General features: G+C 64.4%; 21 protein-coding genes. 9 read left to right on the top strand and 12 right to left on the bottom strand.

Going from position 1 to position 25271, the window contains the following annotated elements; genetic code table 11:
* On the bottom strand, nucleotides 1–493 hold a 493-nt coding region (locus tag G7Y54_RS12130; RefSeq protein WP_165080275.1), incomplete at its 3' end, for a helix-turn-helix domain-containing protein.
* 529 nt (nucleotides 494–1022) lie between these two features.
* On the opposite strand from G7Y54_RS12130, the gene G7Y54_RS12125 reads away from it, so the two are divergent.
* The 3 genes from G7Y54_RS12125 (at nucleotide 1023) to G7Y54_RS12115 (ending at nucleotide 4871) form a co-directional block, all read left to right on the top strand.
* Nucleotides 1023–1820: a hypothetical protein gene (locus G7Y54_RS12125; protein ID WP_165077885.1), complete on the top strand. Its 798-nt coding sequence runs from the start codon at nucleotides 1023–1025 to the stop codon at nucleotides 1818–1820.
* Nucleotides 1821–2194: 374 nt separating this feature from the next.
* Nucleotides 2195–2998, top strand: a complete 804-nt coding sequence (locus tag G7Y54_RS12120) for an ADP-ribosylglycohydrolase family protein (RefSeq protein ID WP_165077882.1) — start codon at nucleotides 2195–2197, stop codon at nucleotides 2996–2998.
* Nucleotides 2999–3833: 835 nt separating this feature from the next.
* A complete protein-coding gene (locus G7Y54_RS12115) occupies nucleotides 3834–4871 on the top strand; it encodes a WYL domain-containing protein (RefSeq protein WP_165077880.1) in 1038 nt (345 codons plus the stop codon).
* Nucleotides 4872–4984: 113 nt separating this feature from the next.
* Here the strand turns inward: G7Y54_RS12115 and G7Y54_RS12110 are convergent, their stop codons facing one another.
* Nucleotides 4985–5608: a helicase-related protein gene (locus tag G7Y54_RS12110; RefSeq protein WP_165077877.1), complete on the bottom strand. Its 624-nt coding sequence runs from the start codon at nucleotides 5606–5608 to the stop codon at nucleotides 4985–4987.
* Nucleotides 5609–5780: 172 nt separating this feature from the next.
* Here G7Y54_RS12110 and G7Y54_RS12105 point away from each other — a divergent pair, with 172 nt between their 5' ends.
* Both G7Y54_RS12105 and G7Y54_RS12100 read left to right on the top strand, forming a co-directional pair.
* Nucleotides 5781–6581: a hypothetical protein gene (locus G7Y54_RS12105; RefSeq protein ID WP_165077874.1), complete on the top strand. Its 801-nt coding sequence runs from the start codon at nucleotides 5781–5783 to the stop codon at nucleotides 6579–6581.
* A gap of 336 nt (nucleotides 6582–6917) precedes the next feature.
* The gene (locus G7Y54_RS12100) at nucleotides 6918–7388 is read left to right on the top strand and encodes a phosphatidylglycerophosphatase A (RefSeq protein WP_165077871.1); all 471 of its coding nucleotides are present in this window, start codon (nucleotides 6918–6920) and stop codon (nucleotides 7386–7388) included.
* 167 nt (nucleotides 7389–7555) lie between these two features.
* Here the strand turns inward: G7Y54_RS12100 and infA are convergent, their stop codons facing one another.
* Nucleotides 7556–7774 carry a translation initiation factor IF-1 gene (gene infA, locus G7Y54_RS12095; protein WP_006008898.1) on the bottom strand — a complete coding sequence of 73 codons (219 nt, stop codon included), beginning with the start codon at nucleotides 7772–7774 and terminating at the stop codon, nucleotides 7556–7558.
* A gap of 141 nt (nucleotides 7775–7915) precedes the next feature.
* Between infA and G7Y54_RS12090 the strand changes: the two genes are divergently transcribed.
* The 4 genes from G7Y54_RS12090 to acs all read left to right on the top strand — a co-directional run bounded on the left by G7Y54_RS12090 (nucleotide 7916) and on the right by acs (nucleotide 12791).
* The gene (locus G7Y54_RS12090) at nucleotides 7916–8800 is read left to right on the top strand and encodes a sulfite exporter TauE/SafE family protein (protein ID WP_165077867.1); all 885 of its coding nucleotides are present in this window, start codon (nucleotides 7916–7918) and stop codon (nucleotides 8798–8800) included.
* Between the two features lie 41 nt (nucleotides 8801–8841).
* Nucleotides 8842–9672: a glutamate racemase gene (murI, locus tag G7Y54_RS12085; RefSeq protein ID WP_165077864.1), complete on the top strand. Its 831-nt coding sequence runs from the start codon at nucleotides 8842–8844 to the stop codon at nucleotides 9670–9672.
* Nucleotides 9673–9909: 237 nt separating this feature from the next.
* Nucleotides 9910–10185 carry an HU family DNA-binding protein gene (locus G7Y54_RS12080; RefSeq protein WP_165077861.1) on the top strand — a complete coding sequence of 92 codons (276 nt, stop codon included), beginning with the start codon at nucleotides 9910–9912 and terminating at the stop codon, nucleotides 10183–10185.
* 608 nt (nucleotides 10186–10793) lie between these two features.
* Entirely contained in the window at nucleotides 10794–12791 is a 1998-nt protein-coding gene (acs, locus tag G7Y54_RS12075; RefSeq protein WP_165077856.1) for an acetate--CoA ligase, read from the top strand.
* A gap of 142 nt (nucleotides 12792–12933) precedes the next feature.
* Here acs and G7Y54_RS12070 read toward each other — a convergent pair whose 3' ends face one another.
* The 9 genes from G7Y54_RS12070 to G7Y54_RS12030 all read right to left on the bottom strand — a co-directional run bounded on the left by G7Y54_RS12070 (nucleotide 12934) and on the right by G7Y54_RS12030 (nucleotide 25151).
* A complete protein-coding gene (locus tag G7Y54_RS12070) occupies nucleotides 12934–13461 on the bottom strand; it encodes a cysteine hydrolase (RefSeq protein WP_165077854.1) in 528 nt (175 codons plus the stop codon).
* A gap of 144 nt (nucleotides 13462–13605) precedes the next feature.
* Complete coding sequence (gene fabZ, locus G7Y54_RS12065) at nucleotides 13606–14064, bottom strand: 3-hydroxyacyl-ACP dehydratase FabZ (RefSeq protein ID WP_241159359.1); 459 nt, start codon at nucleotides 14062–14064, stop codon at nucleotides 13606–13608.
* Between the two features lie 87 nt (nucleotides 14065–14151).
* Nucleotides 14152–14736: an OmpH family outer membrane protein gene (locus G7Y54_RS12060; RefSeq protein WP_165077851.1), complete on the bottom strand. Its 585-nt coding sequence runs from the start codon at nucleotides 14734–14736 to the stop codon at nucleotides 14152–14154.
* A 150-nt stretch (nucleotides 14737–14886) separates the two neighbouring features.
* Nucleotides 14887–17226, bottom strand: a complete 2340-nt coding sequence (locus tag G7Y54_RS12055; protein ID WP_241159358.1) for an N-acetylmuramoyl-L-alanine amidase — start codon at nucleotides 17224–17226, stop codon at nucleotides 14887–14889.
* Between the two features lie 232 nt (nucleotides 17227–17458).
* On the bottom strand, nucleotides 17459–20242 hold the full coding sequence (bamA, locus tag G7Y54_RS12050) for an outer membrane protein assembly factor BamA (protein WP_165077840.1): 2784 nt from the start codon (nucleotides 20240–20242) through the stop codon (nucleotides 17459–17461).
* Nucleotides 20223–20909, bottom strand: a complete 687-nt coding sequence (locus tag G7Y54_RS12045) for an ABC transporter ATP-binding protein (protein WP_165077830.1) — start codon at nucleotides 20907–20909, stop codon at nucleotides 20223–20225. Before G7Y54_RS12045 ends, bamA begins: the two co-directional genes overlap by 20 nt.
* 2 nt (nucleotides 20910–20911) lie before the next feature.
* On the bottom strand, nucleotides 20912–22141 hold the full coding sequence (locus G7Y54_RS12040) for an ABC transporter permease (RefSeq protein ID WP_165077829.1): 1230 nt from the start codon (nucleotides 22139–22141) through the stop codon (nucleotides 20912–20914).
* A 44-nt stretch (nucleotides 22142–22185) separates the two neighbouring features.
* Nucleotides 22186–23778, bottom strand: a complete 1593-nt coding sequence (locus tag G7Y54_RS12035; RefSeq protein ID WP_165077828.1) for a dephospho-CoA kinase — start codon at nucleotides 23776–23778, stop codon at nucleotides 22186–22188.
* Nucleotides 23775–25151: an NlpC/P60 family N-terminal domain-containing protein gene (locus tag G7Y54_RS12030; protein ID WP_165077827.1), complete on the bottom strand. Its 1377-nt coding sequence runs from the start codon at nucleotides 25149–25151 to the stop codon at nucleotides 23775–23777. The genes G7Y54_RS12035 and G7Y54_RS12030 overlap by 4 nt, the downstream gene beginning before the upstream one ends.
* Nucleotides 25152–25271 lie beyond the last annotated feature (120 nt).

Here is a 25271-nt window from a genome sequence, read left to right as displayed (position 1 = left end):
AGCCGGGGTGATGGCTTTCAATCTCGCCGCACGCCTCATCATCCTGTTTCTTTCGTTCCAAAGCCTGTACCTGGGCCTCCGTCAGGACGATGCCCTGGCCCGCTGACATCTTTTCCAAAGCCGTCAGGCGCTGCTTCATGGATGAAAGGTTATGGCGCAACCAGATGGAGCGGACTCCGGACGGCGACACGAAGATGCCTCGCTTTCGCAGCTCGTTGCTGGCCCTGACCTGCCCATGAGCGGGAAATTCCGTGGCAAACTCGACCACCGCCTGTTCAGTGGCTTCTTCGACCCGGTTTTTCAGATTGGGTTTTCTCCGGCTGACTTCAAACAGGGCCTCAACGCCGCCGGCATTTCTGGCTGCCTGATACCGATAGAACGTGTCCCTGGAAAAGCCCATGATACGGCAAGCCTTGGAGATATTGCCCAATTCGGCGGCAAGGTCGAGAAGTCCGGTCTTGTGCTTGATGACGCTTTGATTAAAACTTTCCATCGGGAACTCCGTGGGCATCGTGCCCGGTTGATGGTTGTGTTCACGTTTCCATCAAAACGGAGTTCCCCTTGCTTTTCAAGGGGCTATTGTCAGATCAAGTCGAAACAAGCTCAGATGATTTTGTTTGGGCCAAGCTTGAAGAACGCTGGAAAAGTGTTTTTTTGAGAAAATCTCCGCTTACAGCCGTTGGCCTGCAGAGGACGTTTTTCTTTTTGGAGATAAAACTCCAATACTTCACATAAGTTATACTGGTTTTAACAATCACATGCAAACGGCTTTTGAAAAAATTTGTTCCCTTCTGTTATCTCTTGCGCTGGCAAGCACGCACTGCAAGGGGCCTGCCCTTGTTGGCCGCCAGGGCTCCTCAAGCTCCATTTTTTCCCTTGGCATGCAATAGGTGGCCTGACTTCCCGGCTCTTTTTAAGAAAATTTCCAAAACGACTCGCGAAATCTGGAATTGTCCGGGGGCATTCTTCCTCCTGTATGCTTGGGCTGCGCCCATTTCTCACCTATCCAGAGGAGTGAACCCATGGCCACACTTCGCCTCACCGCTGGAGGCAAGGAATTTCCCTTTCCCTACCGGCTGTTGAAGATTCTCGCTGATAACTACCCCAGCGGCCCGGAGGCCGCGGAGCTTGGGAACGCCCTGCTCGAGCTCGGCATCCCGTCCATCACCGAGAGGCTGGTCGGCAAGGAATTTTTGACGGTGGAACAGCGCGACGCCCTCTGGGAGAGCGGCGATGTGGACGTGCGCCGCCGCCTGCTCCATGTGGAGGATTTTATTTCCCACCTCACCGATGCGCAGGCCCGGGAAATCGTGGAGCAGGACAATGTGAAAATGCTTGAGACCGTGGCGGAATGGGCCGAAAAGCTTTATCCGGCGCGCGACGGCGCAAAGCGTTTGTCGGGCGCTTCGGCAGACATGCTAATCGAGCATATCCGTACCCACGAGAATATAAAAGTGCGGGAAGCATTAATGGAAAATCCCAGTGTACCCGGCAGGTTCACTCCCCCGCTCCCGGAATGCGTCAAGAACGGATGCAGTTTGGCATGGTATATCTTTGAGGATGTTACCATGGCCGATATCCGGGCACTTGACGGCCAATCGCGGGAGGTATTGGTTGCCCTGGCCGAAAATGTGGAGGACATTACAAACCCCGAGGCGCGCAAGGCCGCTGTGGCCATGCTCTGCGCCCACCCGGACCCTGAAGTGCGCCACGCGCTCGTTGAGAATGATTCTGCGCCCCGCTTCGCCCTTGAACTGCTCACACAGGATGCGGAGCCCGAAATAGCGGCAATCGCCCGGGACAAGCTGGAAAACGGGTAAACCCGAAACCCGTTGCGCCGCCCTTCAGGCGGTCCACCGGGCCAAGGTGCGGCATATGCCCAACGATTGCTGCGTGGAGGTGCTTTCCGGCCAACTCGGCGAAGCCCCGCAAGTGTACGGGGAATCGACGCCGTCACGGCGTCCCACGCGGGCCTCGTGGCTATTGTTGTCCATCTTGTGCGCCACATGGCCAAGCCGGCGCCAGTGGCGGGGCCAGGACGAAACGCGCGCCCAAAGCCATCAATGCCCGGCGTTGACTGCCAGGATGGCAGTGTGGAGAAGTGGAATTTACGCAAGGTGCCCCCGGAAAGAAGCCGGCCGGCACCACAACACAAGAACCAGAATCCCTGAAGTGAAACCCGGGAGGAGGAAGTATGCTCGGTGCGATCGCAGGCGATATTATTGGGAGTGTTTTTGAATTTAATCCACTCCAGGAAGAATGGGACAGTTTTCCCCTTTTTTCAGAAAAGAGCCGGTTCACTGACGACACAGTTATGACACTGGCAGTGGCCGATGCCCTGCGGCGTGGCTATGGGAAAGATGGCCTGCACGACCTGTTCATCGATTCAATGCATACTTTTGGCAGGGCGTGGCTGACGGCCGGCTATGGACAAAGGTTTTACCGTTGGCTCAGTAAGCGCAAACGTGACCCCTACAATTCCTTTGGCAACGGTTCAGCCATGCGGGTTTCTCCCGTCGGCTGGGTCGCCCGCAGCCTTGCGGAGGCGGAAGGACTGGCGGCCACCAGTGCGGGGGTCACACACAACCATCCCGAGGGAATAAAAGGCGCCCAGGCGGTGGCCGGTGCAATCTTTCTCGCACGGGCAGGGAAGTCGAAAGGCGAGATTCGTGACTATATAACCGGAATGTATCAATATGATGTATCGCGGCCCCTCGTGGAAATCCGCAAAAACTATCGTTTTGACGAAACGTGCCACGGCTCCGTTCCCGAGGCGATAACCGCGTTTCTGGAAAGCAACAGCTTTGAAGAAACTGTACGCAAGGCGGTGTGGCTGCGGGGCGACGCGGATACCCAGGCAGCCATTGCCGGCAGTATCGCCGAGGCTTTTTACGGGGGTGTCCCGGCCCCCATCGCCACCATGGCTCTTGAGCGGCTCGATGGTGGCCTCTACCAGTCCTACCTCGCATGGAACATGTGGAGAAAATCCGCAGGCTAGGGCTCCTCATCTGTAGCAAAATGGAGTCGGTATCCTGACAGCCATTTCCAGAGTTAAAGGGGGAGAGAACTGCCCATGCGCAAATTTTGAAGGCGGCATGACGAAGGTAGAATTGGTAGAGAATCGCTGAAGGCATGTACCGGGAGTTTTCGCGGGGCGAACGCTGGCCTGCATTGGCATCTTCCCGTGGCAGGCACGGCTTGTCTCTTCCACTCCGCAGGAGGAGAGGAAAAAGTCTTCCCGGCCCGGCGCGGGCAAGGAGAACTGGCAGGAGAAGGGCTTTTTTATCCTCCCCGGTCCGTGCTGGTTGGCGGCGGGCCGCCGTCTTGCCGGAATCGTGGACCGGGAATGCCGCGTCGGGCGCTCCAGCGATTCTCTGCCACCCTTGCCTGGGCAGCCGGATACAACGGTGCGAGGGCTTTGCCGAGCCCGCGCCCCGAGGGCGGATAATTGACGGGGCTGCCGGTTTTCTCCAGAATCGCGCAGGTGCCCGGCTCAACTCGAAACTGGGGCGCCAACGAGTTTTTGACGGCTCTTGATGCCTTCCGCGGCGTGCGCAATTCCGCTGCAAGGCCGCACTGGGGATGGGCTCCGCGCCTGGGCGGCGCTTCAGCGTCAAGGTGCGGTTTCGCTACGCCGGGAATGTGCAGTTGCGGGCGCAGAACGTGGGGAGGCGCCCACCTTGGGCTTTGCGGCCGCTGGCTCCGGCGCCCGGAGGGTTGCATGCCGTGCGGCTGCGGCACTGGCGAAAGCCCAGAAAGCGTTTCGGGCATAAGCCAGTGCTCCAGGCGCCGCTTGGCTCGCAGCGCTAAAGGGGGAATCCCCTGCCGGGGCCTTGGGCTTTCTCGAGAAACGGGGAATAGACATGGGACGCAAACTGGCGGACGCCAAGCCTGCGGAAAAGCTTTTGTCCCTCTTCACCACCCTGCTTTTTACCAATGGCAGGTACAGCCTGGGCGCGCTTGCGGAAATGCTTGACTGCTCAAAGCAAACCGTGAGCCGGCTGCTGCTCCAGATGGAAGGCGCGCGCTACGGCAAGCTTGCCAGGGAAAAACAGGGGAAAGAGGTTTTTTTCAAGTTGTTGCGTCCCGAAAAGCTGCCTGCCGTTTCCCTTGACGCCGAAGGCCTCTCCCAGCTCATTTTGTGCCGAGATTTTCTTGTCAGGCTGTTGCCGAAAAAAATGCAGGCGCAGATGCAAAAGAGTCTTGAAGTGGCTGTCAGCTATCTTCCCCCGGGCACCCAGAAGATGCCGGGCAGCGTTGCGACAAGTGTTGCCAAGGGACATATCGATTATGAACCGTTTCAGGGGTACCTCGAAACCCTCATGAAGGCCATTCAGGCAAACAGGGTCTGTCTTGTCAGCTACAGGAGGTCCATCAACAGGCCGGAGCGGGAATATGACTACGCGCCAAAGCGGTTGGTGGCCTATCGTGAAGGCATTTTTGTCCTCGGCTATATGGTGGCGGACAAGGGCAGCCCATTGCCGCTGCATGCTGAGCCGACACTCCTGGCCCTGCACAGGATGACAGGGTGCATCCTCACGCGGCGCACCAGTGAGCGGGTGCCAGATGTGCAGGCGCCGCAGCAGGGAGCCCTGGGCCTCATGGATTGGGGAGAACCCTTCGAGGTGGTCGTAAAATTTGCGCCGTCAGCGGCCACCTATGTGGCGGAACGCCAATGGAGCGCCAACCAGCAGGTCGAGATAGGCGAGGACGGGTCGCTCCTGCTGCGCGTGCAGGCGGCCAACGAGCCGGAATGCCTGGCGTGGGTGCTGGGCTTCGGCACATCCGCGGAGTTGCTGGAGCCACAATGGCTGCGGGAGAAGCTGGCCGGTGAGCTGGAATACATGCTGGCAAAATACAGGAAGGTGTGAACCTTGCGCAGAGCTGCAGGCCCTTTTATTGATGGCGATTTACAAAGAACGGTGGGGAGGGCGCGGCGTGGATTTTGGGCGAAAAACCGGAGCGTGACTGTTAATTTTTAGTATCAATTCCGGGTCAAGGCCTCGCCGCCAGAATCCGGATCGAGAATTATTCCATGCAACTGTGCGCGCAAGGCCTCCCAACGCTTTTTCAGAATCCCCCAGATGCGCTTATCATAGGAGCCTTCAAAAATGACCGGCATACTTTCGATTCCCGGGAGGGCCCCGGGAGGGGTGGCCTGAGCCGTCCTCTTGAGCTGTTTTTCCCACAGGCTGCAAAGGCGGTCGATCCTGCCGGTTTGCTGTTCCACCACGCCCGGATTCCATTCAGGATGCAGGAGAATGACCGTTTTGCACGATTCATGCAGATTTAAGCCCTCCCGGCCGACCAGGGATTGCGCGACGAGCACTTTTAATGCGCCGCGCTCACGGTTGAAAGAAAGCTGCATATAGCGGCTCGTGGTGGACGAGGTCGCGCCGTACATCCTCCGTGCGAATTTCCCCCCTGATGTCGAGAACTCCATGCGCAGTCTTTCCTCGATATCCGGCCAAGTATGAGAATCCAGCGGAGCATCATCATCTTCATAGTCATTTTCTTGATCCATCATTGCTTTCAGTATGCCAATAAAAGCGTTCTTGATTTCCGCCACTCCTTTCGTAATCTGCGGATAATAGTAGAGTTTGGCCACTCCTTTATCCAGGCTGGCGGTTAAAAGATCCAGCCACCATTGCGCCCGGCGGCGCGCGTACCGGCTTGCGCTGCCTCGCCGACACGGCGGAAGAGGGGTGCCGGGCCCCGTCCCCGGTCGGCGCCCGGAAGGACACGCCGCGGGCGCCGGTGGTGAGCCCGGGCGACGGGCTGTGAAAGAATGGGCCCGGGAAAAAAACCGTGACAACACCCCGGGAGGAAGCGTTGCTGGGCGAGAAGCAACGCCCCTCACAGGGAAGGGCACAAAAGGCGGTGACAGTGCAAAAGAAAAAGACACTTGCGGAATAATTTCCCCAGTTCTTTGCCGGCGACGGGAAGTGGCTATTTCCATCCCCGTGGGCCGGAGCATATTTGCCGAGCGGGTCTTCAACGCTTTTTCCGCCACTGGTCGTGAAGTGACGCTCCCGGGCGTGGCCTTGAGCGAAAACACGCTCCGCGCTGTTGAAGCCGATGGCGCTGCCAGCCGGCTTCATCGGCCGGAATCGGGGGCCGCACGGTTCCCCAATGCGTTGTTGAGCCGTTCCGGGGCGATGTGCGCGCTGTGCGGTGAAAGGGTTTGCGCCAGTGAAAAGGAGCCTCTTGAAGCCGGGGTGGAGAGTGGGGATGCCGAGGAAATATTCCGCCTCCATTCTTCCGGAGCCTTGCCTGTTTGCCAAAAATGCTTGCATCGCTTTGACTTGGAAATTGCCCATGCCGGGAAACCCGTGGCTTTGCAGCCAGCATGTGTTCCAGGTTTGCAACGGCTCCCCGCCTGTCCCGGGATGCCTCGCCGGGGCCGGAGGGGAGGCTCCACACCATTCCGCGAAACGCTTTCCATGGTTGCGATTCATGCTTCAGGAATGCACATCACGGCTTGCTGGGGGAAAATGTTTTGGGCCGCCGGTGAACATTACAAACAAGACCGGCCCTTTCATCACGGCGCTGAAAGCGGATTGAAGCGTGGGCGCCCCTGATGGGGCACCCCGGAAGTTCATATAAACAACCATTTGAATTTATTGTTCTTAATCCCCCTTTGACAGGCTCCGGCTTAAAATATACTTCTTCAACAAGTTCAATGGGCTACCTGCAAAAATTTGCTGGCGATAGTGGAGCGGGCATGCGGCAGGGGGCATCTGGGATAACAGGTATTTCAGCGTGCTGGCCTCGCCATGGTGACCCACGCCGCTGCCAGCGAATTTCATGGGCTGGGAGGGCGCAAGCCCCTTATGGCCAGCAGTTTGGTATCACCCTTGGCTGCCAAGGAAGGGCCGGGCGCCAGCCCGGAGAAGCAGCGGGAGCCGGTGGAAAGGATGCGCTTTCGGGATAACTGTGTGCTGGCGTTCTGCCGGCTCGGGGTGGCGGGCCTTGCGCCCAAGGCTCCCGGCACCTGGGGCACGGCGCTGGCCTGCCTCTTGGCGCCGTTCTGCTTTTTGCCGCTGGGCTTCGGCTGGCGGCTGGCGCTGCTCGTGGCGCTCTTCGTGGCCGGGGGGCTTGCGGCCAGCCGGGCCGAAAAACTGCTCGGCCGCAAGGACCCGGGCGAGGTGGTCATCGACGAGCTCGTGGGCGTGTGGATCGTGCTGCTGCCCTTCGCGCATCCCGGCTTCTGGGGCATCCTCTCGGCCTTTGTCTGTTTCCGCATTTTCGACATCGCCAAGCCGTGGCCCGTGCGCGCCTCGGAAAACTGGCTCCCGGGGGGCTTCGGGGTGATGATCGACGATGTGCTGGCCGGGTTGTGGGCGCTTCTCTGCGTGGCCCTGCTCTATGGGGCCGGGATCATCTGAAGGATCGCGGGGAGATACTGGAACGACTCCCACAAGGCGAGGGCGCCAGCCGGAGCGGGGCAGGGGCGTGGCGCGAAGGCGCTTGCCGGGATGCTCACCGAGGGATGGATGCGCGGCGAGGCAGCGTGCGGGGCGCGGAGCGTGCCCCGGGGCGCCGGAAAAGCGCCCTACTTCATGCGGTAGGTAATGCGCCCGCGCGTGAGGTCGTAGGGGGAGAGCTCCACCTTCACGCGGTCACCGGGCAGGATGCGGATGTAGAACTTGCGCATCTTGCCGGAAATATGGGCCAGGACTTCGTGGCCGTTTTCCAGCTCGACGCGGAACATGGCATTGGGCAGGGCTTCCTGCACCACGCCGTCAACTTCAATGGAGCCTTCTTTCGCCATGATGCCTCCGCAGCGCGATAATCAAGCGCCAAGAGGATGCACAAAAAAGCGGGCGCCTGTCAAGCCGCATGGGCGCGTGGCCGCCCCGGCGCGCCCGGCCCGGGCGCCTCGCAACGGCGCCGCGGCCCCCAAGGAGAAGCCATGCTGTTCCCCGTCTCTGGTGTCGAATGCTCCCCGCTGCTGCCGGTGGGCGCGGCCTTCGGCATCTCCTTTTTGACCTCCATGGGGGGCGTTTCCGGCGCCTTTTTGCTGCTGCCCTTCCAGCTGGGCGTGCTCGGCTATGTGCATCCCGGGGTGAGCGCCACCAACCAGGTGTTCAATATCGTGGCCTGCCCCTCCGGGGTCTGGCGCTACTGGCGCGAAGGGCGGCTTTTGGGGCCGCTCACGCTCATCATGGCCCTGGGGACGCTCCCCGGCGTCTTTGCCGGGGCGCTCATCCGCGTGACCCTGCTGCCGGACGCCGCGCGTTTCGCGCTGTTTGCGGCGACGGTGCTGCTCTATATGGCTGGCCGGCTGCTCTGGGATGTCTGGCGCTCGCGGCACGGCGCAAGCGGCGCCCGGGGGGGCAAGGCCGCGCCGTGCCGGGTGCTGCGCTTCAGCCTGCGCGAATTCGTCTTTGCGAGCGGTGAGGAGACCTACGCCGTCTCCTGCCGGGCCGTCTTTCTCCTGAGCCTCGTGGTGGGGCTCGTGGGCGGCATCTACGGCATCGGCGGCGGGGCCATCATGGTGCCCTTCCTCATTGCCTTTTTCGGGCTGCCCGTGCATGCCGTGGCCGGCGCCTCGCTCTTCTGCACCTTCCTGACCTCGGTGGCGGGCGTGGGCTTTTACAGCCTGCTCGCGCCGTTCTGGCCGGCCCTCGGCGTACAGCCCGACTGGCTGCTCGGGCTGCTCTTCGGCGTGGGCGGCATGGGCGGCATGTATCTCGGCGCGCGCTGCCAGAAATTCGTCTCCGCCCGCATGCTGAAATATCTGCTCGCGGCCATTTTGCTCTTTACAGCCATCCGCTGTCTGGGCCAAGCTCTCTGACGCAGTTTTCGCCCCGCATCAGAGAAAAGGATCATCCGCCCATGCAGGAAGCCCAGCACTTGCCCATCGCCCTCTTTGATTCGGGGGTGGGGGGCCTCACCGTCTTCAAGGCCCTGGCGCGCCGCCTCCCGGCCGAGAACCTCCTCTATCTCGGGGACACGGCGCGGCTGCCCTACGGCACCAAGGGCCGCGAGACCATCATCCAGTATACCCTGCTCGCGGCGCGGGCGCTGGTGGAGCGCGGCGTCAAGATGCTGGTGGTGGCCTGCAACACGGCCACCGCGGCCGCATTGCCCACCCTGCGGCGGGAATTCGCGCCGCTGCCCGTGGTGGGCGTGGTTGAGCCAGGGGCCGCCGCCGCGGCTCGCGCCAGCGAAAACGGCGAGATCGTGGTCATCGCCACCGAGGCCACCATTGCCGGTGGCGCCTACCAGGAGGCCATCGCGCGCATCCGGCCCGCGGCGCGCGTGCGCGGGCAGGCGTGCACGCTCTTCGTGCCCATGGCCGAAGAGGGCTGGATGGAAGGGCCGATCGTGGAGGGAGTGGCGCGCCGCTATCTGGACGGCCTTTTTACGGCCGACGAGCCGGCGCACCGGCCCGATACGCTGGTGCTCGGCTGCACGCACTTCCCGCTCCTGCTGGGCGCGCTCCAGAATGTGGTGGGGCCGGGCGTGACCATCGTGGATTCTGCCGCCACCACCGCCGAAAGCGTGGAGGGCGAGCTGCGCGCCCGCGGCCTGCTGAACCCCGGGGCGGAACGGGGCACATGGCGCTTTTTGACAACCGACAATCCCGACAGGTTCGCGCGCACCGGGGGCCACTTTCTGGGCAGCCCGCTTATGGCCGCCCAGATAGAGCTGGTGGACTTGTGAACGGGGAAGTTTTCTGTTGACATGGCCGCGGCCATTCCTTAGAGAGGAAGCAATCCGAGGTATTGTCATCAGGCCGGCGGCAGTGTCCGGGCAGTCTCAGGACGCTCCGGGTCTGTCCCGCAACCGGCAATGGCGCCCCTGCGGGGACGCCGTTGCAGACCCCACGGCGCAGTGAGGCGCGGGTTCTGGCCTGCCTTTGGCATATGCACGTCAACCTGAACTTTCTGGAGACACGTCATGACGAAAGCTGAGCTTGTGGAAAAGATTTATGCCAAGGCCGGCCTGCCCACCAAGGCCAAGGCCGAAGAAGCCCTTGATGCCGTGGTGGCTTCGCTGCGCGACGCTCTGGCCGATGGCGAATCCGTCACCTTCACCGGCTTTGGCAGCTTCAAGGTCGTATCCCGCGCCGCGCGCAAGGGCCGCAACCCGCGCACCGGCGCCGAGATCACCATTCCCGCCAGCAAGGTTGCCAAGTTCACGCCGGGCAAGGGCCTGAAAGACGCCATCAAGTAAGCGCCCGGGTCTATCCGAGGTTCAGGCGGCGCCGCTCCTTCAGGGGCGGCGCCGTTTTGCGTTGGGGATGGGCGCTGGTGAGGGGCACGGGTGGCACACGGGCGGGCCGTACAGCCCGTAGGAATGTGTACAGGGCTGAAATTAAAGATTTATTTCACAAGTTTGTGATATTCCAAGGATTTTGAAGAAATTCCCCTTTGGGGGCCGGAGGCTGAACTATCGCTCCGTTTCAGGACAGTCAGAGAAAGATTTTTATTGCAGCAGGCATATACATCATAAAAATTTTACAGTTCCCATTGCAAGTGCACGTAAAATTTCAAAATAATTCTTTGTGCTTATGCCGCTGTTTTTAAAAACTCTCTCATACAAAATGCATCATTTAAAAGGTATTTATAGGTATTCTCGTGTCATCCCCTGGATAATTATGCATCTTGTTTTAATCTTCACATCGGCAAAAAATCCGTTCCGGCTTGACCGCGAGGCCGTCGATGGCCTATGCAGCGATTGAAGCGGTCTTTTTCCCTCACTGCCCACGCTCCCGCAAGGGTTCGAGGCATGGAGTTCTGCTTCACGCTCGTCTCCCTGTCCCTCATCCTGACGAGGTGCCCATGTCCATGCAAAAGCCGGCGAATCTCCTGTATGAGAACAGCAGTTATCTTCCCCCGCGCCACGGCAAGGATGTGGCGCGCGTGCGCAGTCGCGCGGAGTATGAGGAGCTCTGCCGGCTCGCGCGGAGCAATCCCGGGGAATTCTGGGCGAGCCGCGCCCGCAGCCTGCTGCACTGGTTCAAGCCCTGGGACGTGACCGACGCCTCGGATTTTTCCGTCCCCAAGGTCTCCTGGTTCGCCGGGGGGCGGCTCAACGCGGCGTACAATTGCGTGGACCGGCACATCATCACCGACCATCGCAACAAGGCGGCGCTCATCTGGCAGGGCGAGCGCGAGATGGAGGTGCGCGCCTACACTTACCAGATGCTGTACAACGATGTATGCCGCGTGGCGGCCGCGCTGGACGCCCTGGGCGTGAAAAAGGGCGACCGCGTGGCGCTCTACCTGCCCATGATCCCGGAGCTCGTCGTCGCCATGCTGGCCTGCGCGCGCCTCGGGGCCGTGCACACCAATATCTTCACCGGCTATGCCGAGGGCGCGGTGCAGGGGCGCATCCACGATTCCGGGGCGAAGGTCGTCATCACGGCGGACATGGTCATGCGCGGCGGGCAGCCCAAGCCGCTCAAGGCCAACCTTGACAAGATCCTCAACCAGTGCCCCAGCGTGCAGAAGGTTGTGGTGGTCAACCGCACCAACGACAGCGTGAGCATGCTCAGGGGCCGCGACATCTGGTGGCAGGACTTCCTGGAGGATTTCACGGTCGATGCGGACTTTCCCTGCGTTTCCATGGACGCCGAGGACCCGCTCTTCATCCTGCACACCAGCGGGAGCACCGGGCGCCCCACCGGCGTCATCCACTCCACCGGCGGCTACCTCACCTATGCGGCGCACACCACGCAGTGGGTCTTTGACCTCAAGGATACGGATGTCTACTGGTGCACGGCGGACTGCGGCTGGATCACCGGGCACACCTACCTCGTCTATGGCCCGTTGAGCCTGGGCGCCACGACCATCATGTTCGAGGGCACGCCCACGTGGCCCAAGCCCGACCGTTACTGGCGCATGGTGGAAAAATACCGCATCAATATCCTCTACACCGCGCCCACGGTGGTGCGCACGCTCATGCGCCACGGGGAGGACTGGGTGCGCCGCTATGACCTCTCCTCGCTGCGCATCCTGGGCTCCGTGGGCGAGCCCATGAACCCCGAAGCATGGATGTGGTACCACACCCACATCGGCAAGGGCGAGCTGCCCATCGTGGACACCTGGTGGCAGACCGAGACCGGCGGCGTCATGATCTCGCCGCTGCCCTACGCCACGCATCTCAGGCCCGGCTCCGTGACCAAGCCGCTCCCCGGCATCGATGGGGGCATCCTGCGCTCGGACGGCGCCGAGGCCGGGACCGGCGAAGCCGGGAACCTCGTCTTCAGGCGCTCGTGGCCCGGCCAGTTCATCGGCGTGTTCCAGAACGAGGACAAGTTCAAGAGCTATTTCGACCGCTTCCACGGGAACTATTTTTCCGGCGACGGCGCGAGGAAGGACGAGGAAGGCAACTACTGGATCCTCGGGCGCATGGACGACACCATCAATGTATCGGGCCACCGCATCTCCACGGTGGAGATCGAGTCCGTGCTGGCGGCGCACGCGGCCGTGGGCGAGGCGGCCGTGGTGCCCGTCCCGCACAGCATCAAGGGCGAAGCCATCTATGCCTATGTGGCGCTGCGCGGCGAAGTGGACTGGACCGAAGGGCTGCGGGCCGAGCTGCGCGACTGGGTGCGCAAAAATATCGGCGCCCTGGCGAGCCCGGAGCGCATCCAGTTTGTGGAGCACATGCCCAAGACGCTCTCGGGCAAGATCGTGCGCCGGCTGCTCAGGAAGATCGCCTCGGGCGAGAAGCTGGAAAACCTGGGCGACACCTCCACCATCGCGCGGCCCGAAGTGCTGGAGGACATCCAGCGCGCGTGGCTGCGCCTCGAAGCGGGGCAGGGCGAAAAATAGGGGCGCCCCAACAGGGGGAGATGCTCCCGCAATGTTTTAAAACAGGAAGCCCGCCAGAAGGCTTGGCGGGCTATCATTTAAAGCGGGGGACGGCACAGCGGAACAAGCGGACGCGGGAAAGTTGCGGCCCCCCCCCGCGCAATCAGTTGTCGCGTTGCAGGATCTCTTCGGTGGTGGTGAGGTGCCCGAAGGCGCCCATGATGTCGACGATGTGCTCCTTCATGTCCTGCTCGTCGAAGCGGGCCGTGCGCTTGGCGCAGGTGGCGTCGGTGACGAAGGTGAAGTCATAGCCGCGGTGGTGGGCGTCGATCATGGTGGAGAGGCAGCACATGCTCGTGCCGTAGCCCGCGAGGATGATCTCCTCGTGGCGGTATTTGTCCACAAGGGCCTGGAACTCGCGGCTGGAAAAGCAGGAGAAGTTGGGCTTCACCAGGCTTTCTTCGCCCTCCTCGGGGCCGAAGCCGTCGATGAATTCCGCAAAGGGGCTGCCATAGGTGAAGCACATGGAATTTTGCTGGTGGCGCATGTGGGCGATCTTCCAGCCATGCGCCCGGGCATGGGCCAGGAGCTTTTGCAGGTTCTCGAGCGAGGGGCCGATGGTCTCGAGATAGAAGGGGCGCCCCTGGGTCACATATTCCTTTTGCGCGTCAACGATGACCAAGACTGGCATGTCCGCTCCTTGCGAGGTTTCGTCGTGACCCTTGTGGGCTCGCCTGACGGTACAGGAAGAGCCCGGGAAAGGAAAGGCCCTGCCCCGGAAAAAGCGGCGCGTCCGGCGCCGCTGCCGGAACATGGGATGCCGAAGGTCCGGCCCCTACGGCCTGTCGCCGATGGCCGCGGTGATCTGAGCCTCGCAGGCCAGCTTGCCGTCCACGAAGGCGCGCGCGTCCATCTTGCAGAGCTTGAGCTTCATGCGCATGTTGCTGCACTCGAGGTCGAGGCGGTCGCCCGGCACCACCTGTCGCCGGAACTTCACGCCGTCAAGCCCGGTGAAGAGGAAGAGCTTGCCCTCGAGGTCGCCCATGTCCGAGGCGGCGAGCAGGCCGCCCGTCTGGGCCAGCGCCTCCAGGATGAGCACGCCCGGCATGATGGGCACCCCGGGGAAATGCCCCTGGAAAAAGGGCTCGTTGAAGGTGACGTTCTTGTAGGCGCGGATATGCGAGCCGGGCACGCATTCGACCACGCGGTCCACGAGCAGGAAGGGATACCGGTGCGGCAACAGGGAGAGAATGCGCTGGATATCCATGGTCTGCATGGCGGGGGTCTCACTCATGGGGGCTCCTTGGCCTTGCGGCCGGAACTGGGCGTGTGCGGGAGCGGACAAAAAAGCCTCCCGCGCGGGGAGGCTTTGCATCCGAAGCTATTTCTTGGCGGCCTTGTCTGCCTTGTCCGTCTTTTGGGCCTTGTCGTCCGTTTCCGGCTTTTTCTTTTCCTTGTAGAGCTTGTTGACCTCGGCGAGCACATCCTGGGTCAAATCCATGGACTGGTCGGCATAGAGCACGCCGCCGGCCGTCACGTCGACCACGAAGTTGAAGCCCTTGGCGCGGGCCACTTCATAGGTGGCGCTGAAGACCAGCGTCACCATGTCCTGGCGCAGCTTGACTTCGTCCTGCTCCACCTTGCGCAGGAAGTTGCGGGTCTTCTGGTCCAGCTCTTGCTTGGCGCGGATGAAGGCCAGCTTCTTCTCTTCGCTGACCTTGGGGTTCTTGAGGGCCTCGGCCTGCTTCTTGAGGGCATTGCCCTGCTTTTCAAGGTTGGCCCGCTCCTTGCCGTACTTGGCTTCCATCTGCTCCTTGGCGGCCTTGGCGGGGTCGCTCTGCGTGGCCACGGTCTGCATGTCCACCACGCCGATCTTGGCGGGGGGCACGGACGAGGCGTCGGCGGCGAGGACGGGCGCCGACATGAGCAGGCAGGCGGCAAGGATCGTCAGAACACTCTTGCGCATGGGAGTTCTCCTTAAAAATACCCGGGGGCGGAGCAACAATGCCGCCCCCGTCAACGGGCGCGACGGCAAGGCCGGCGCGAAAACGCGCGCAACGCCCGCAGAGCCGGGGCCGGCTATGCGGCGATGGGCGCGCAAGGCTGCAATCGGCGGCTACATAGCATCGGGTGCCGCGTTCGTCAAGGAATTATCGGCGGTACGGCGCTTGAGCAGGCGGTCGCGGTAGGCGAGGATGCCCTCGGCGAGGCCTTCGGCAAGGGCGTGGCGGTAGGTGCCCTTGGCGAGGTTGCGGGCCTCGTCGCGGTTGGTGCAGTAGCCCACTTCCACAAGGATGGCCGGCATCTGCGCGCCAAGCAGCACATGGAAGGGCGCGGACTTGACGCCATTGTTCCTGACCGTGTACTCGCGCTTTTTGAGGCGGAAGAGTGAAAGGCGCTGAATGTCGGCCGCGAGGCGGCGCGATTCCTCCACGCGGGCGTTGAGCATCACGTCGGCGAGCATGCACTGCATGTCGCTGAGGCGGCGGTCGCTGCCGGCATTTTCCAGCGTGGCCACCCGCGCGGCCTGCGGGTTGCTCGCAAGGTCGAGGTAATAGGTCTCGAAGCCGTTGATCTGCGCGTTTTCGCTGGCATTGACGTGGATGGACACGAAGAGGTCGGCCCGCTCGGCATTGGCCTTGCGCGTGCGCTCGCTCAGGGAGACGGACATGTCCTTGCGCCGGCTGTAGGCGACCTCGAGGCCGTTGGCTTCGAGCAGGCGCCCGAGGCGCTGGGCCACGTCCAGCGTGACCATGCGTTCCAGGATATCGTTGTGGCTCGTGCCCGGGTCCTTGCCGCCGTGGCCGGCGTCGATGAAGACCTTGCGCACCGTGAGCCCGAGCTGGCTCGCCATGTTGGAGACCTGCCGCGGCCTGAACGCGGCGTTGCGCGCCAGGGGGGCCGCGCCGTCATCGGCCTCCGCGAAGCCCTGGCTCCTGTTCCTGCCCTTGCGCGGCAGGCTGGCCTTTCCCGCGGCCACGCTGAGCACGATGCGGTATGGGTCGTCCTCGCTGCGTGTGTCGAAGTGGCGCACCTCGCGGAAATCGAACTGCAGCGAGGCCCCGCCATCCTTGCGGTCGCGCACGCGCACCGCCTGGAGCAGGCTCCCCTGCACGGTGACGCCCTTGCGCACGTCGCTGACCACGCGCGCGTCCTCAAGGTCGAGCTCAAGGCGCGCCGGCGCGCCCTTGGCGCTCTCCACCCGGCGGGCGGTGAACTTGGCGGGCGCGCTCAGCTCGAGCACGATCTCCACGAGGTTGCGGTTGGGCGAATCCCAGGAAAGCACCTGAAGCTCGGGCGCCTGCCTCACGCGCCGCGCTTCCCTGGCCGGGGCCGCGTCTTCGGCGAGGGTCGCCATGAGGCGCCGCGCTTCCGGGGCCATGTCGCCCTTGGGGTAATCGGCGAGCAGGGTTTCCAGAAGATCCTGCGCCTTTTCGCGGCCCGAGGCCCGGGCTGCGTGGAGGCGCGCGGCGGCGAGAAGCGCGTCGTCGGCCACGTTGCTGGCGGGATAGGCCTTGGCCACGTCCTGATACAGCTTCTGGGCCTGGTTGAAATCAGCGGTGAGGTTGGAGCAGCGGGCAAGAGCCTCCTGGCACGCCGCGGCGTGGAAGAGCGCGCCGGCGGCCAGCGGCTGCTTCTTGCCGCCCTGCGAGATGGCGAGGAACTCCTCGCGCAGGTCTTCCCAGGGCTGGCGCCAGCAGGTCTTCACCGGGTCGCTGCGCAGGGAGCTCATGCGGGACTTGGCCGCGCGGTAGCGGAGGGGCAGGTCAGTGCCCTTGGCGACAGCCGCGGCGGCGGGCGCTGCCTTGGGCGCGGCGGCGTCCAGGTCTTCCTTCGCCTCGCGCTTCGTGGCCGCGGCCACGGCCTCGGGCGCGGTGCGGCCGCTGGCCGAGGCCTTGAGGGCCTTTTCGAGCGCCGTGGCCTCGGCCACCATGTCACCCTTGGGATACTGCTTTTTCAGGCGCGCCAAAAGGGCGAGGGCGCCCTTGTCGTCCCGAAGCCACGCCGCGCGCAGGCGCGCCGCGCGAAAGAGCGCGTCATCGGCAAGGCGGCTCCCGGCATGGCGGAGCGCGAGGCTCTCATAACACTCCACCGCCTTGCGCGCGTCGGACTTGGCGAAAGAGCGGCTTGCCAGCTCCTCCAGGCTCTCGGCCGCGCGAAAGAGGGCCGCGGGCCGGTTGGGCCACGCCGGGTCGGCCTCGTAGATGGAGCGGAATTCGCCGGCAAGTTTTTCCCACGGCTCGCGCAACTTGCTGTTTTTTTCATCGCGCTTGAGGTTCGTGATGCCGGCCTTGGCGGCGGCATAGCGCTTTTCCGTGGGGGGGAGGCCGCTGTAGCCCGAATCGTAGCAGCAGATGACGAGGAGGCAGATGGACAGCACAAAGGCCAGCGGTGGCGCAAGGCGCCGGGAAAGGGCCTTTTCGTGTCGGGGTTTGGCGGTATCGCTGGCGCTCACTGCGATTCTCGGGGTTCTGCGTGGCGGGAAGGCGCACATGCGCCTGCTGGGATTATCGTCCAATCGGGGCCGCGCTTAAGGGCAGGGCAGGATGTGCCGCACCGTACTGCTGAAGCATAGCATATGCCAAAAAAGCCGCCGTGGCTACCACAGCGGCTTTTTTGACGATTTTTGACTGGCCGAGCTCTCTAAAAGAACTCTAGAATTTCTCTATAACAACTCTGTCACATCTCTAGAAGAACTGGCCCATACTGAATTCGAGCCTCCCGGACTCCCGCTCGCCGTCATAATCCTGCACAAGGGGGATGCCATAGGCGATGCGCAAATCGCCCATGGGCGAGCGCCAGCGCAGTTCCAGGCCCGTGGAGGCCACCATGTACTTGTTGAGGTCATCGCCCATGGTCTTCTGGTCGATATTGAAGCCGCCGTCGAAGAAGGGGACGATGGCAAGGCCCATATCCTTCTGGAAGGTCCAGATATATTCCACGTTGAGCACGCCCATGCGGTCGCCGCCGATCTGCTCGCCGTCATATTTGTAGTCGCGCGGCGAAAGGTCGGAATAGGAATAGCCGCGGATGCTGTCCATGCCGCCGATCCAGAAGCGCTCGAACACGGGCACGGGGTTAGGGCCATTCTGGAAGACGCCGCCGAGGCGCGCCCGCAGGTGGAAGGTGTTTTCGGGATTGAAGGACCAGAAGCCCTGCCAGTCGGCCACGGCCTTGATGAAGTCGTCCGTGCCGCCGAGGATGCCGCCGCCATATTCGCCCCAGAGCCTGGCGATGGTGCCGCGGGTGGGGCGGTCGCGCTGGTCGGTGGTGTCGCGGAGGATGCGGCCCGAGAGGGCGCTCGTCCAGTTGGTGCCCTTGTAGTCGCTGATATAGGGCGAGGCCCACTCGTCCACGTCATAGAGTTCGTAGCGCTCGAGGCGGTAGGCGAGGCCCACGGTGGTGTATTCGCCGATGGGATAGGAAGCGCGGATGGTGTCGCCCAGCGTGTCCTTGGTGAAGTCGTCCCAGTAGTCGTGGGTATAGTAGAGGTCGTTGCCGACCGAGAGCTCCGTGTCGTAAAGGCGCGGATTGGTGAAGGACAGCACGCCCGAGGTGCGCCGCCAGGAGAAGAAGCCCTGCAACTGGAGCCAGTAGCCCCGGCCGAAGAGGTTGCGCTCCATGATGGAGGCGGTCACGCCCACGTCATAATAGGTCGAGTAGCCGATGCCGCCCATGAGCGCGCCGGTATTGGCCTCCTTGACCTTGACCTTGAGGTCCACCTCGTCGTCGTTGCCCGTGGGCACGAGCTCCATGTCCACGGCGGAGAAGTAGCGCAGCCGGTTGAGGCGCTCGGTGGAGCGGCGCAGCTTGGCGCCTTCGTAAAGGTCGCCGTCGCCGAGGCGCATCTCGCGCAGGATGACGTTGTCGCGCGTCTTGGTGTTGCCCTCCACGGTGAGGCGGCGGATAAAGACCTTCTGCTTCTTGTCCACGAGGTAGCCCACGTCCACCAGCGGACTCCCGTCCTCCGCCTTGATAAGCTTGGTGTCCACCTCGGCGAAGGCATAGCCGTAATCGGCGTAGTGGTCGGTGAGGCGCTTGCTGTCCTCCTGCATGACCGTGAGCGAGAAGAACTCGTTGTCCTTTTTCCAGTCGTCCATCTGGACGACCTCAAGCATGTTGGGCTCGCTGTCAATGATGTCGCCGGCGAATTTCACGTCGCGCACGGCGTAGCGCGGTCCCTCGTGCACCACGAACTTCACGTAGATGCCGTCGGGCTTGTATTCCACCTCGGGCGCGGAGACCTGGATGTCGATGAAGCCCTGGTTGAGGCCATAGGCCGCGATGGCGTTGGTGTCGCGCTCGAGGTATTCCTCCTTGAGCACGCCGGAGCCCGTGAGCCACGAGAACATGCCCCGGGGCTTGAGCGCGAGGTACTTGTCCATGTCGCTCTTGTCGAGCTCCTTGATGCCCTCGATCTCCACTTCCTTGATATAGAGCTTGTTGCCCTCGTTGACGGTGATGACGAGCACGGCGCCGCGGCCCCCGGGCCTGTCCTGGAGGCGGTAATTGGCCTTGGCGAGATAGAAGCCGTCCTTGCGGTAGAGCTCGGCTATTTTCTGCAGGTCGTCGGAAAGCATCTGTTCGTTGAGCACGCTGCCGGGCTTGGTGCCCATGGCCGCGATGACATCCTCGGCGTCGATCTCGTGCGAGCCATCGACGAGGATATTGTCGATGCGCGGCTTTTCCACCACGGTGAAGACGAGCACATTGCCCTCAAGCGAGGCCTGCACGTCGCTGAAATAGCCCATGTCCCAGATGCGCTTGACTTCCTCGTTGATGGCGTGCGCGTCCGGCGTGTCGCCCTTGCGGATGGTGAGGCGCATGAGCACCGTGTCCGGGTCGAGCACGTTCATGCCGCGCACCTGCACGTCCGAAAGGCCCCCGCCGGCCGCGGCGGGCGCGCCCATGGGCACAAAGCCGTTGCCGGAAGAGGCCTGCTGTGCCTGGGGGGCATCAGGCGCGGCCTGCGCCGGGGCGGCCATGGACGAGGCGCGCGTGGCCAGCGCCTGGGCGCATTCGCCTAAGGCCAGCATGGATTGCCGCTCGAAGGAGGCGGGCACCGCTTCGCCCTTGTAGACCGGCACGAGGCGCGTCTCCATGGTGAAGCCGTCGCCGAGCTGGTTGAAATTGCCGTAGATGACGATGTCCGCGCCAGCCTGACGCCCGAGGCGGCGGGCCTTGGCGAGGTCGATGGTTTCGCCGCCGCTCGCGCGCAAGAGGCCGGAAGCGCGGCTGAGCGGCACGGCGCGCAGCCCGTTCTGCTCGAGGTTGGTGATGATGAGCTGCGGCACGTCGCGGGAGGCGTCCGGCATGTCGGAGCCGGCATTGGCCTGAAATGGCAGCACGAGGACCGTGGGCTGCCCGGCATTGGCGGCCAGGGCGTCCCCTTGCGGCGCAAGGGCCGCCATGAGGGCCAGCGCCGCCACATACAGGACTTTGCGAAGCACCCTAGGCAAAAACTTTTTCATAGAGAGCCCCCGCTCGTAGTTCCAGGCCGCGGTCCATGCGGGCGGCCAGTTCCTGGTTATGCGTCACGATGACCAGGGTCATGCCCAGTTCGCGATTCAGCTCAAGCAGCAGATCGCCCACCTGGGCGCCGGTATGTTCGTCAAGGTTGCCCGTGGGCTCGTCGGCCAGGAGCACGCGCGGCCGAAGCATCAAGGCCCGGGCGATGGCCACGCGCTGGCGCTCGCCCCCGGAGAGGGTGGCGGGCTTGCTCGCCATGCGGTCGGCGAGGCCCACCCGCGTGAGCATGGCGCGGGCGCGCGGTTCCACGGCGGAAAAGCGCTCCCCGCCGATGAGCGCCGGCATGGCCACATTCTCCAGCGCGGAAAATTCCGGCAGGAGATGGTGGAACTGAAACACGAAGCCCAGGCTCCTGTTGCGGAAGGCCGCCTGCTCGTCCGGCCCCATGGCCGCCATGTCCTCGCCGTCAAAGCGGATGGTGCCCGAGGTGGGCTGGTCGAGCGCGCCCATGAGGTGCAGCAGGGTGGACTTGCCCGAGCCCGAGGCCCCGAGCACGGCGAGCGCCTCCCCCTCGCGCACCGCGAGGTCGAGGTGCCGGAAGATGACGAGCTCTTCTTCAGCCCCCGGGAAGCTCTTGCTCACGTCGGAAAAGTCGTAGATGGCGGCCATGGCTATTCGTAGCGCAGGGCTTCGGCCGGTTGCAGCCGGGCGGCCTGGCGCGCCGGATACAGGGTTGCGAGAAAGCAGAGCAGCATGGCGCTCGCGCCCACGATGAGCACATCGGAAAGCGTGATGCTGATGGGCAGGTGGTCGAGCGTATAGACGTTTTCCGGGAGCTTGATGAAGCGGTAGCGCTTGAGCAGCCAGCCGAGCCCCAGGCCGAACGCATAGCCGAGCAGGGTGCCCACTAGGCCGATGATGCAGCCCTGGAGCATGAAGATGCGCCGTATCATGCGGCGTGTGGCGCCCATGGACATCATGACCGCGATGTCGCGCGTCTTTTCCATGACGAGCATGACGAGGCTCGTGACGATGGAGAAGGAGCCGATGAGCACCACCATGGCGAGCAGGATGAACATGCCGATCTTTTCCAGCTTGAGCGCGGCGAAGAGGTTGGCGTTCATGTCCATCCAGGTGCGCACGTAGAACGGCGCGCCGAGCTCCTCCGCGAGGCGGATGGCCGTCTCGTCGGCGCGGAAGAGGTCGCGCACGGTGATCTCGATGCCGGAGAGGAAGCCCGGGGGCAGCCCCAGCACATCGCGCGCCGCCGGGATGCTCACAAAGGCGAGGGAGGAATCGTACTCGAACATGCCGGTCTTGAAGATGCCCACCACCTCGAAGGGGCGGATGCGCGGCGAATAGCCCGCGGCGCCCTTCTGGCCGGCCGGCGAGAGCAGGTTGGCGCGGCTGCCCACAAAGAGGCCGAGGCGGCGCGCCAGCTCGTCGCCCACGATGATGCCGGGCGTGCCCTCACGCACGAGGTCGCGCGCCTCGCCCGCCCGCAGCTCGGTGAGCATGGAAAGCACGGAGGGCGCGGTCTCCGGGTCGATGCCGCGCAGCACCACGCCCTTGACGCCGCCACCGGCGGACAGCATGACCTCGGTGTAAATGAAAGGCATGGCGCCCGTGACGCCCTCGGACGCGCGGATGCGCTCAAGCAGGGCCGGCGTGTCGTGCTCGAAGGCGGATGGCACGTGGGACATGACGATGCCGTGGGCGTTGGCCCCGAGGATCTTGTCGCGCATGTCGGTGGTGAGGCCGTTATAGACGCCGAGCACGAGCACCAGCGCGCCGACGCCGAGAGCCACACCGAGTATGGACATCAGTGAGATGACATAGATGAAGGTCTGCTTGCGCCGCGAAAACAGGTAGCGCAAGGCCACAAAGAGTTCAAAAGACATTTGCGGTATATTGGCCCAGCTTGGGGCAAGATTCAAGAGTTTTTTTAGACCTGAGGGGCCGGCCCGGCCCACAGCTTTTGGAGGTGTTCGGCGAGCGCGGCTTCCTCATCACGGCGGCGCGCGGCGAGGTTGTCGAGAAGGGCCCCGGCATGGGCCGCCAGCTCTTCGGGCGTGCCCGTATTGTCCACGCGGATGTCGCAGGCGGCGAGCTTGCGCGCCTCGGGCCACTGCCACGACTCCAGGGTCGCCATTTTCTCCTCGCCCCAGTGGCGGTGCGCGGCCATGCGCTCCCAGCGCGTCTCGCGCGGGCAGGCGACGCCGACGGTCACGGGCTTCGGGGTGAAGGCCGTGTCCCAGCCGCACTCGAAATAGAGCGGCACTTCCGCCACGGCAGCCGGCGCGCCGGTCTTTTCCGCCGCTTCCCAGAAACGCTCGAGGTCACGACGCACGAGGCCGTGGACCACACGCTCCAGCTCCGCGCGCAAGGCGGCGTCACCGGCGAGCGCCGCCATGAGGGCAGCCTTGTCCACGCCGCCGTCCGGCGCGAGCACGAGGTCGCCTTTCATGGGGGCGAGCCACGCCGCCGCCTCGCCGCCGCGGGCGTAGAGCGTGGCAACGTCCGCGTCCGCGCTGAAGGCGGGCAGTCCGTGGGCCGCAAGCGCCTCGGCCAGGGCGGATTTGCCGCTGCCCGGGTTGCCCGTGACCACGATGCGCCGCATGCGGCGCGTGGTATCAAGGATGGCGGCGATGAAATCCGCGGGCGGGGGCGCGGTGAACGCCAGCGGCTCGCCGCCCAGCGGGTGGCGGAAGGAGAGCCGCCATGCGTGGAGCATCTGGCGCGGCGCGCGGGCCCGCACCCGGGCCGGTGCATAGACGGCGTCCCCGAGCAAGGGGTGGCCGGCATGGGCCATATGGACGCGGATCTGGTGGGTCCTGCCCGTGAAGATGCGCACGGCGAGCAGGGAGGCGCTGCCGTCCGGCGCATGCCACAGGCGCCGCCAGCGCGTGTGCGCGGGCTTGCCGCCCTTCGCCTCGGGCACCACGGCCATGCGGGTCTTGAGCGTGGGGTGGCGCCCCAGGGGCTCGCGGCATTCGCCCTCTTCCGGCGCGAGGCCGTCCACCAGGGCGAGATATTCCTTGCTGACCTCGCGCTGCGCGAAGGCTTCGGTGAGGGCGAGGCGCGCGGGTTCCGTGAGGGCCACCACCATGAGCCCGCTGGTGTCCTTGTCCAGCCGGTGCACGATGCCCGGCCGCTCGCCGTCGAGGCGCGAGAGCTCGGGGAAGCGCGCGATCAGCCGCTGCACGAGGGTATGCTCCGGGCACGATGGGCAGGGATGCACCGTGAGCCCGGGCGCCTTGTTGCAGACGATGAAGTCGCGGTCTTCGTGGACGATGGTGAGCTCGCCGGCTTCCGGGGCGAGCGGGCTCGCAGCCGCCGCCACTTCTAGGCGCAGCACCTGCCCGGCGCGGGGCCGGAAGTCGGGCGCGCTGACCGGGGCGCCGTCCACGAACGCGCGCCCAGCCCGGATGGCCTTCTGCACCGCGCCGCGCGAGAGGCCGGGCTGCGACGCTCCCAGGATGCGGTCAAGGCGCTCGCCGGCCTCCCCGGGCGTAACGGCATGCTCAAGGCTCGTCACGGCCGCGGCCCGGCGGGGGTGGTCAGGGTGCGGATGCGGTCCACGAAAGTCACGGGCAGGTAGAGGTTTTTGAGCTCGCTCCCGGGCGTCAGGGATGTGACCACGGCCCTGCCGATGACGCAGCGGGCGTTGTCGTTGCCGTCCTCCACCACGCGCACGCCCCAGACATTGTGGAAGATGGCCGGGCGCCCCTTCCAGGCGCCCACATAGAGCATGATGTGCCCGCGCATGCCCACGAGGCTAAGGAAGGGCACGCCGTCCGCGAGGATGCGCGCTTCCTTCTCCCGCGCGGAAAGGCCCTCCAGCGGCACCACGGCGCCGCGCCGGGCCTGCGCCACGGAGTTGCGCGGCAGCCAGATGCCGAAGGGCGTGAACAGGTCGCGGGTGAGGGCCGAGCAGTCGCGCTCGCCGAACATGCCCCCCCAGCCGTAGGGCTGGCCCATCATCACGTTGCCGACCCTGGCCACGTTGCCGGGCGTGAGCGCGAGCGGCTTGGGCGCGGCCGCGCCCGCGGGGAGGGACACCTCGGCGCTCGCCGCCATGCCGTCCGCGCCCCTGAAGGGCACCAGCACGTCACAACCGCCGTCCGGCCGCACGGCCGCCAGCGGGAAGACGGCGCCGATGCCGGCCTCGCCCCCGGCCGCCGGGGCAGCGCCAGGCGCTCCGGGCAGCGCCACCCTGTCGCGCACGAGTGCCGCGTGGCGCCCCCGCCGCCAGAGGCGCTTGAACCCGGCGTCCACCAGGGCCACGTCATTGGCATCCACCCAGCCGCCGGCCACCGGGCACTCCACATAATACCAGCGCTCGTCCCGTGTGGCGTGGGCGATGAGCAGCGGCGTCCCCGGCGGGAGGAGCGAATACTGGAAATAGTCGAAGGGATTGGCCTTGGGGTCCGGCGTGGGCTCGGAAAAGCGGGGCTCGTGCGTGGGGAGCTCGCGCAGGTCCGTGGCCCGCACGGTGACGGCGTGCGCCGCCCGCGAGGGATAGGTGCCGAGATGCGCGCCGGCCGCCATGGCGTCCCATTCCGGCTGGCTCCAGCGGCTGCCGTCCGCGCGAAAACCGCGCGCCTTGCGGAAAAATACCGCCACGTCCCGCTTGCGGATGCTCGTTTTCGCCATGTCCCACGGGCCGAAGAAGATACGGTCGAAGGCGGCGTTCATGGCGTCCTGCGTTTCCGCATCCACGATGCGGCGGTCTGGGCCGGCCTCGCGGGCGAAGACCTCGAGGTCCTGCGGGAAGGCGCGCAGGTCTTGCGGGGTCTGCATCCACGAAGGCAGGCTGCCGTCGCGCGTGGGCACGCGCTTGCCCGCACAGGCCGTGAGCAGGCAGAGAGCGAGGAGGAGGACGAGCAGGGAGAAGCGCGAGGAAGGCATGGACACCGCCTTGATGGGAAGGAGTCGCTTGCGGGGAGGGACAGCGCGCTATTGTAGCATCCGGCCCCGCGCCAGGCAATGCGGGCGCCCCCGGCGGCGCCGCTTGACCGGCCGCGCCAT

It is taken from the genome of Desulfovibrio sp. ZJ746 (assembly GCF_011039155.1).
In the GTDB taxonomy this organism is placed as follows: domain Bacteria; phylum Desulfobacterota; class Desulfovibrionia; order Desulfovibrionales; family Desulfovibrionaceae; genus Desulfovibrio.
Note: the sequence above shows the minus strand (reverse complement) of the source record. Positions and strands in the feature narration are given on the sequence as shown.

Coding starts and splice junctions, on each gene's coding strand:
- G7Y54_RS12125 (WP_165077885.1), top strand. CDS start 1,023: ATGGCCACACTTCGCCTCACCGCTGGAGGCAAGGAATTTCCCTTTCCC.
- G7Y54_RS12120 (WP_165077882.1), top strand. CDS start 2,195: ATGCTCGGTGCGATCGCAGGCGATATTATTGGGAGTGTTTTTGAATTT.
- G7Y54_RS12100 (WP_165077871.1), top strand. CDS start 6,918: ATGCGCTTTCGGGATAACTGTGTGCTGGCGTTCTGCCGGCTCGGGGTG.
- infA (WP_006008898.1), bottom strand. CDS start 7,774: ATGGCGAAAGAAGGCTCCATTGAAGTTGACGGCGTGGTGCAGGAAGCC.
- G7Y54_RS12090 (WP_165077867.1), top strand. CDS start 7,916: ATGCTGTTCCCCGTCTCTGGTGTCGAATGCTCCCCGCTGCTGCCGGTG.
- murI (WP_165077864.1), top strand. CDS start 8,842: ATGCAGGAAGCCCAGCACTTGCCCATCGCCCTCTTTGATTCGGGGGTG.
- G7Y54_RS12080 (WP_165077861.1), top strand. CDS start 9,910: ATGACGAAAGCTGAGCTTGTGGAAAAGATTTATGCCAAGGCCGGCCTG.
- acs (WP_165077856.1), top strand. CDS start 10,794: ATGTCCATGCAAAAGCCGGCGAATCTCCTGTATGAGAACAGCAGTTAT.
- G7Y54_RS12070 (WP_165077854.1), bottom strand. CDS start 13,461: ATGCCAGTCTTGGTCATCGTTGACGCGCAAAAGGAATATGTGACCCAG.
- fabZ (WP_241159359.1), bottom strand. CDS start 14,064: ATGAGTGAGACCCCCGCCATGCAGACCATGGATATCCAGCGCATTCTC.
- G7Y54_RS12060 (WP_165077851.1), bottom strand. CDS start 14,736: ATGCGCAAGAGTGTTCTGACGATCCTTGCCGCCTGCCTGCTCATGTCG.
- bamA (WP_165077840.1), bottom strand. CDS start 20,242: ATGAAAAAGTTTTTGCCTAGGGTGCTTCGCAAAGTCCTGTATGTGGCG.
- G7Y54_RS12045 (WP_165077830.1), bottom strand. CDS start 20,909: ATGGCCGCCATCTACGACTTTTCCGACGTGAGCAAGAGCTTCCCGGGG.
- G7Y54_RS12040 (WP_165077829.1), bottom strand. CDS start 22,141: ATGTCTTTTGAACTCTTTGTGGCCTTGCGCTACCTGTTTTCGCGGCGC.
- G7Y54_RS12030 (WP_165077827.1), bottom strand. CDS start 25,151: ATGCCTTCCTCGCGCTTCTCCCTGCTCGTCCTCCTCCTCGCTCTCTGC.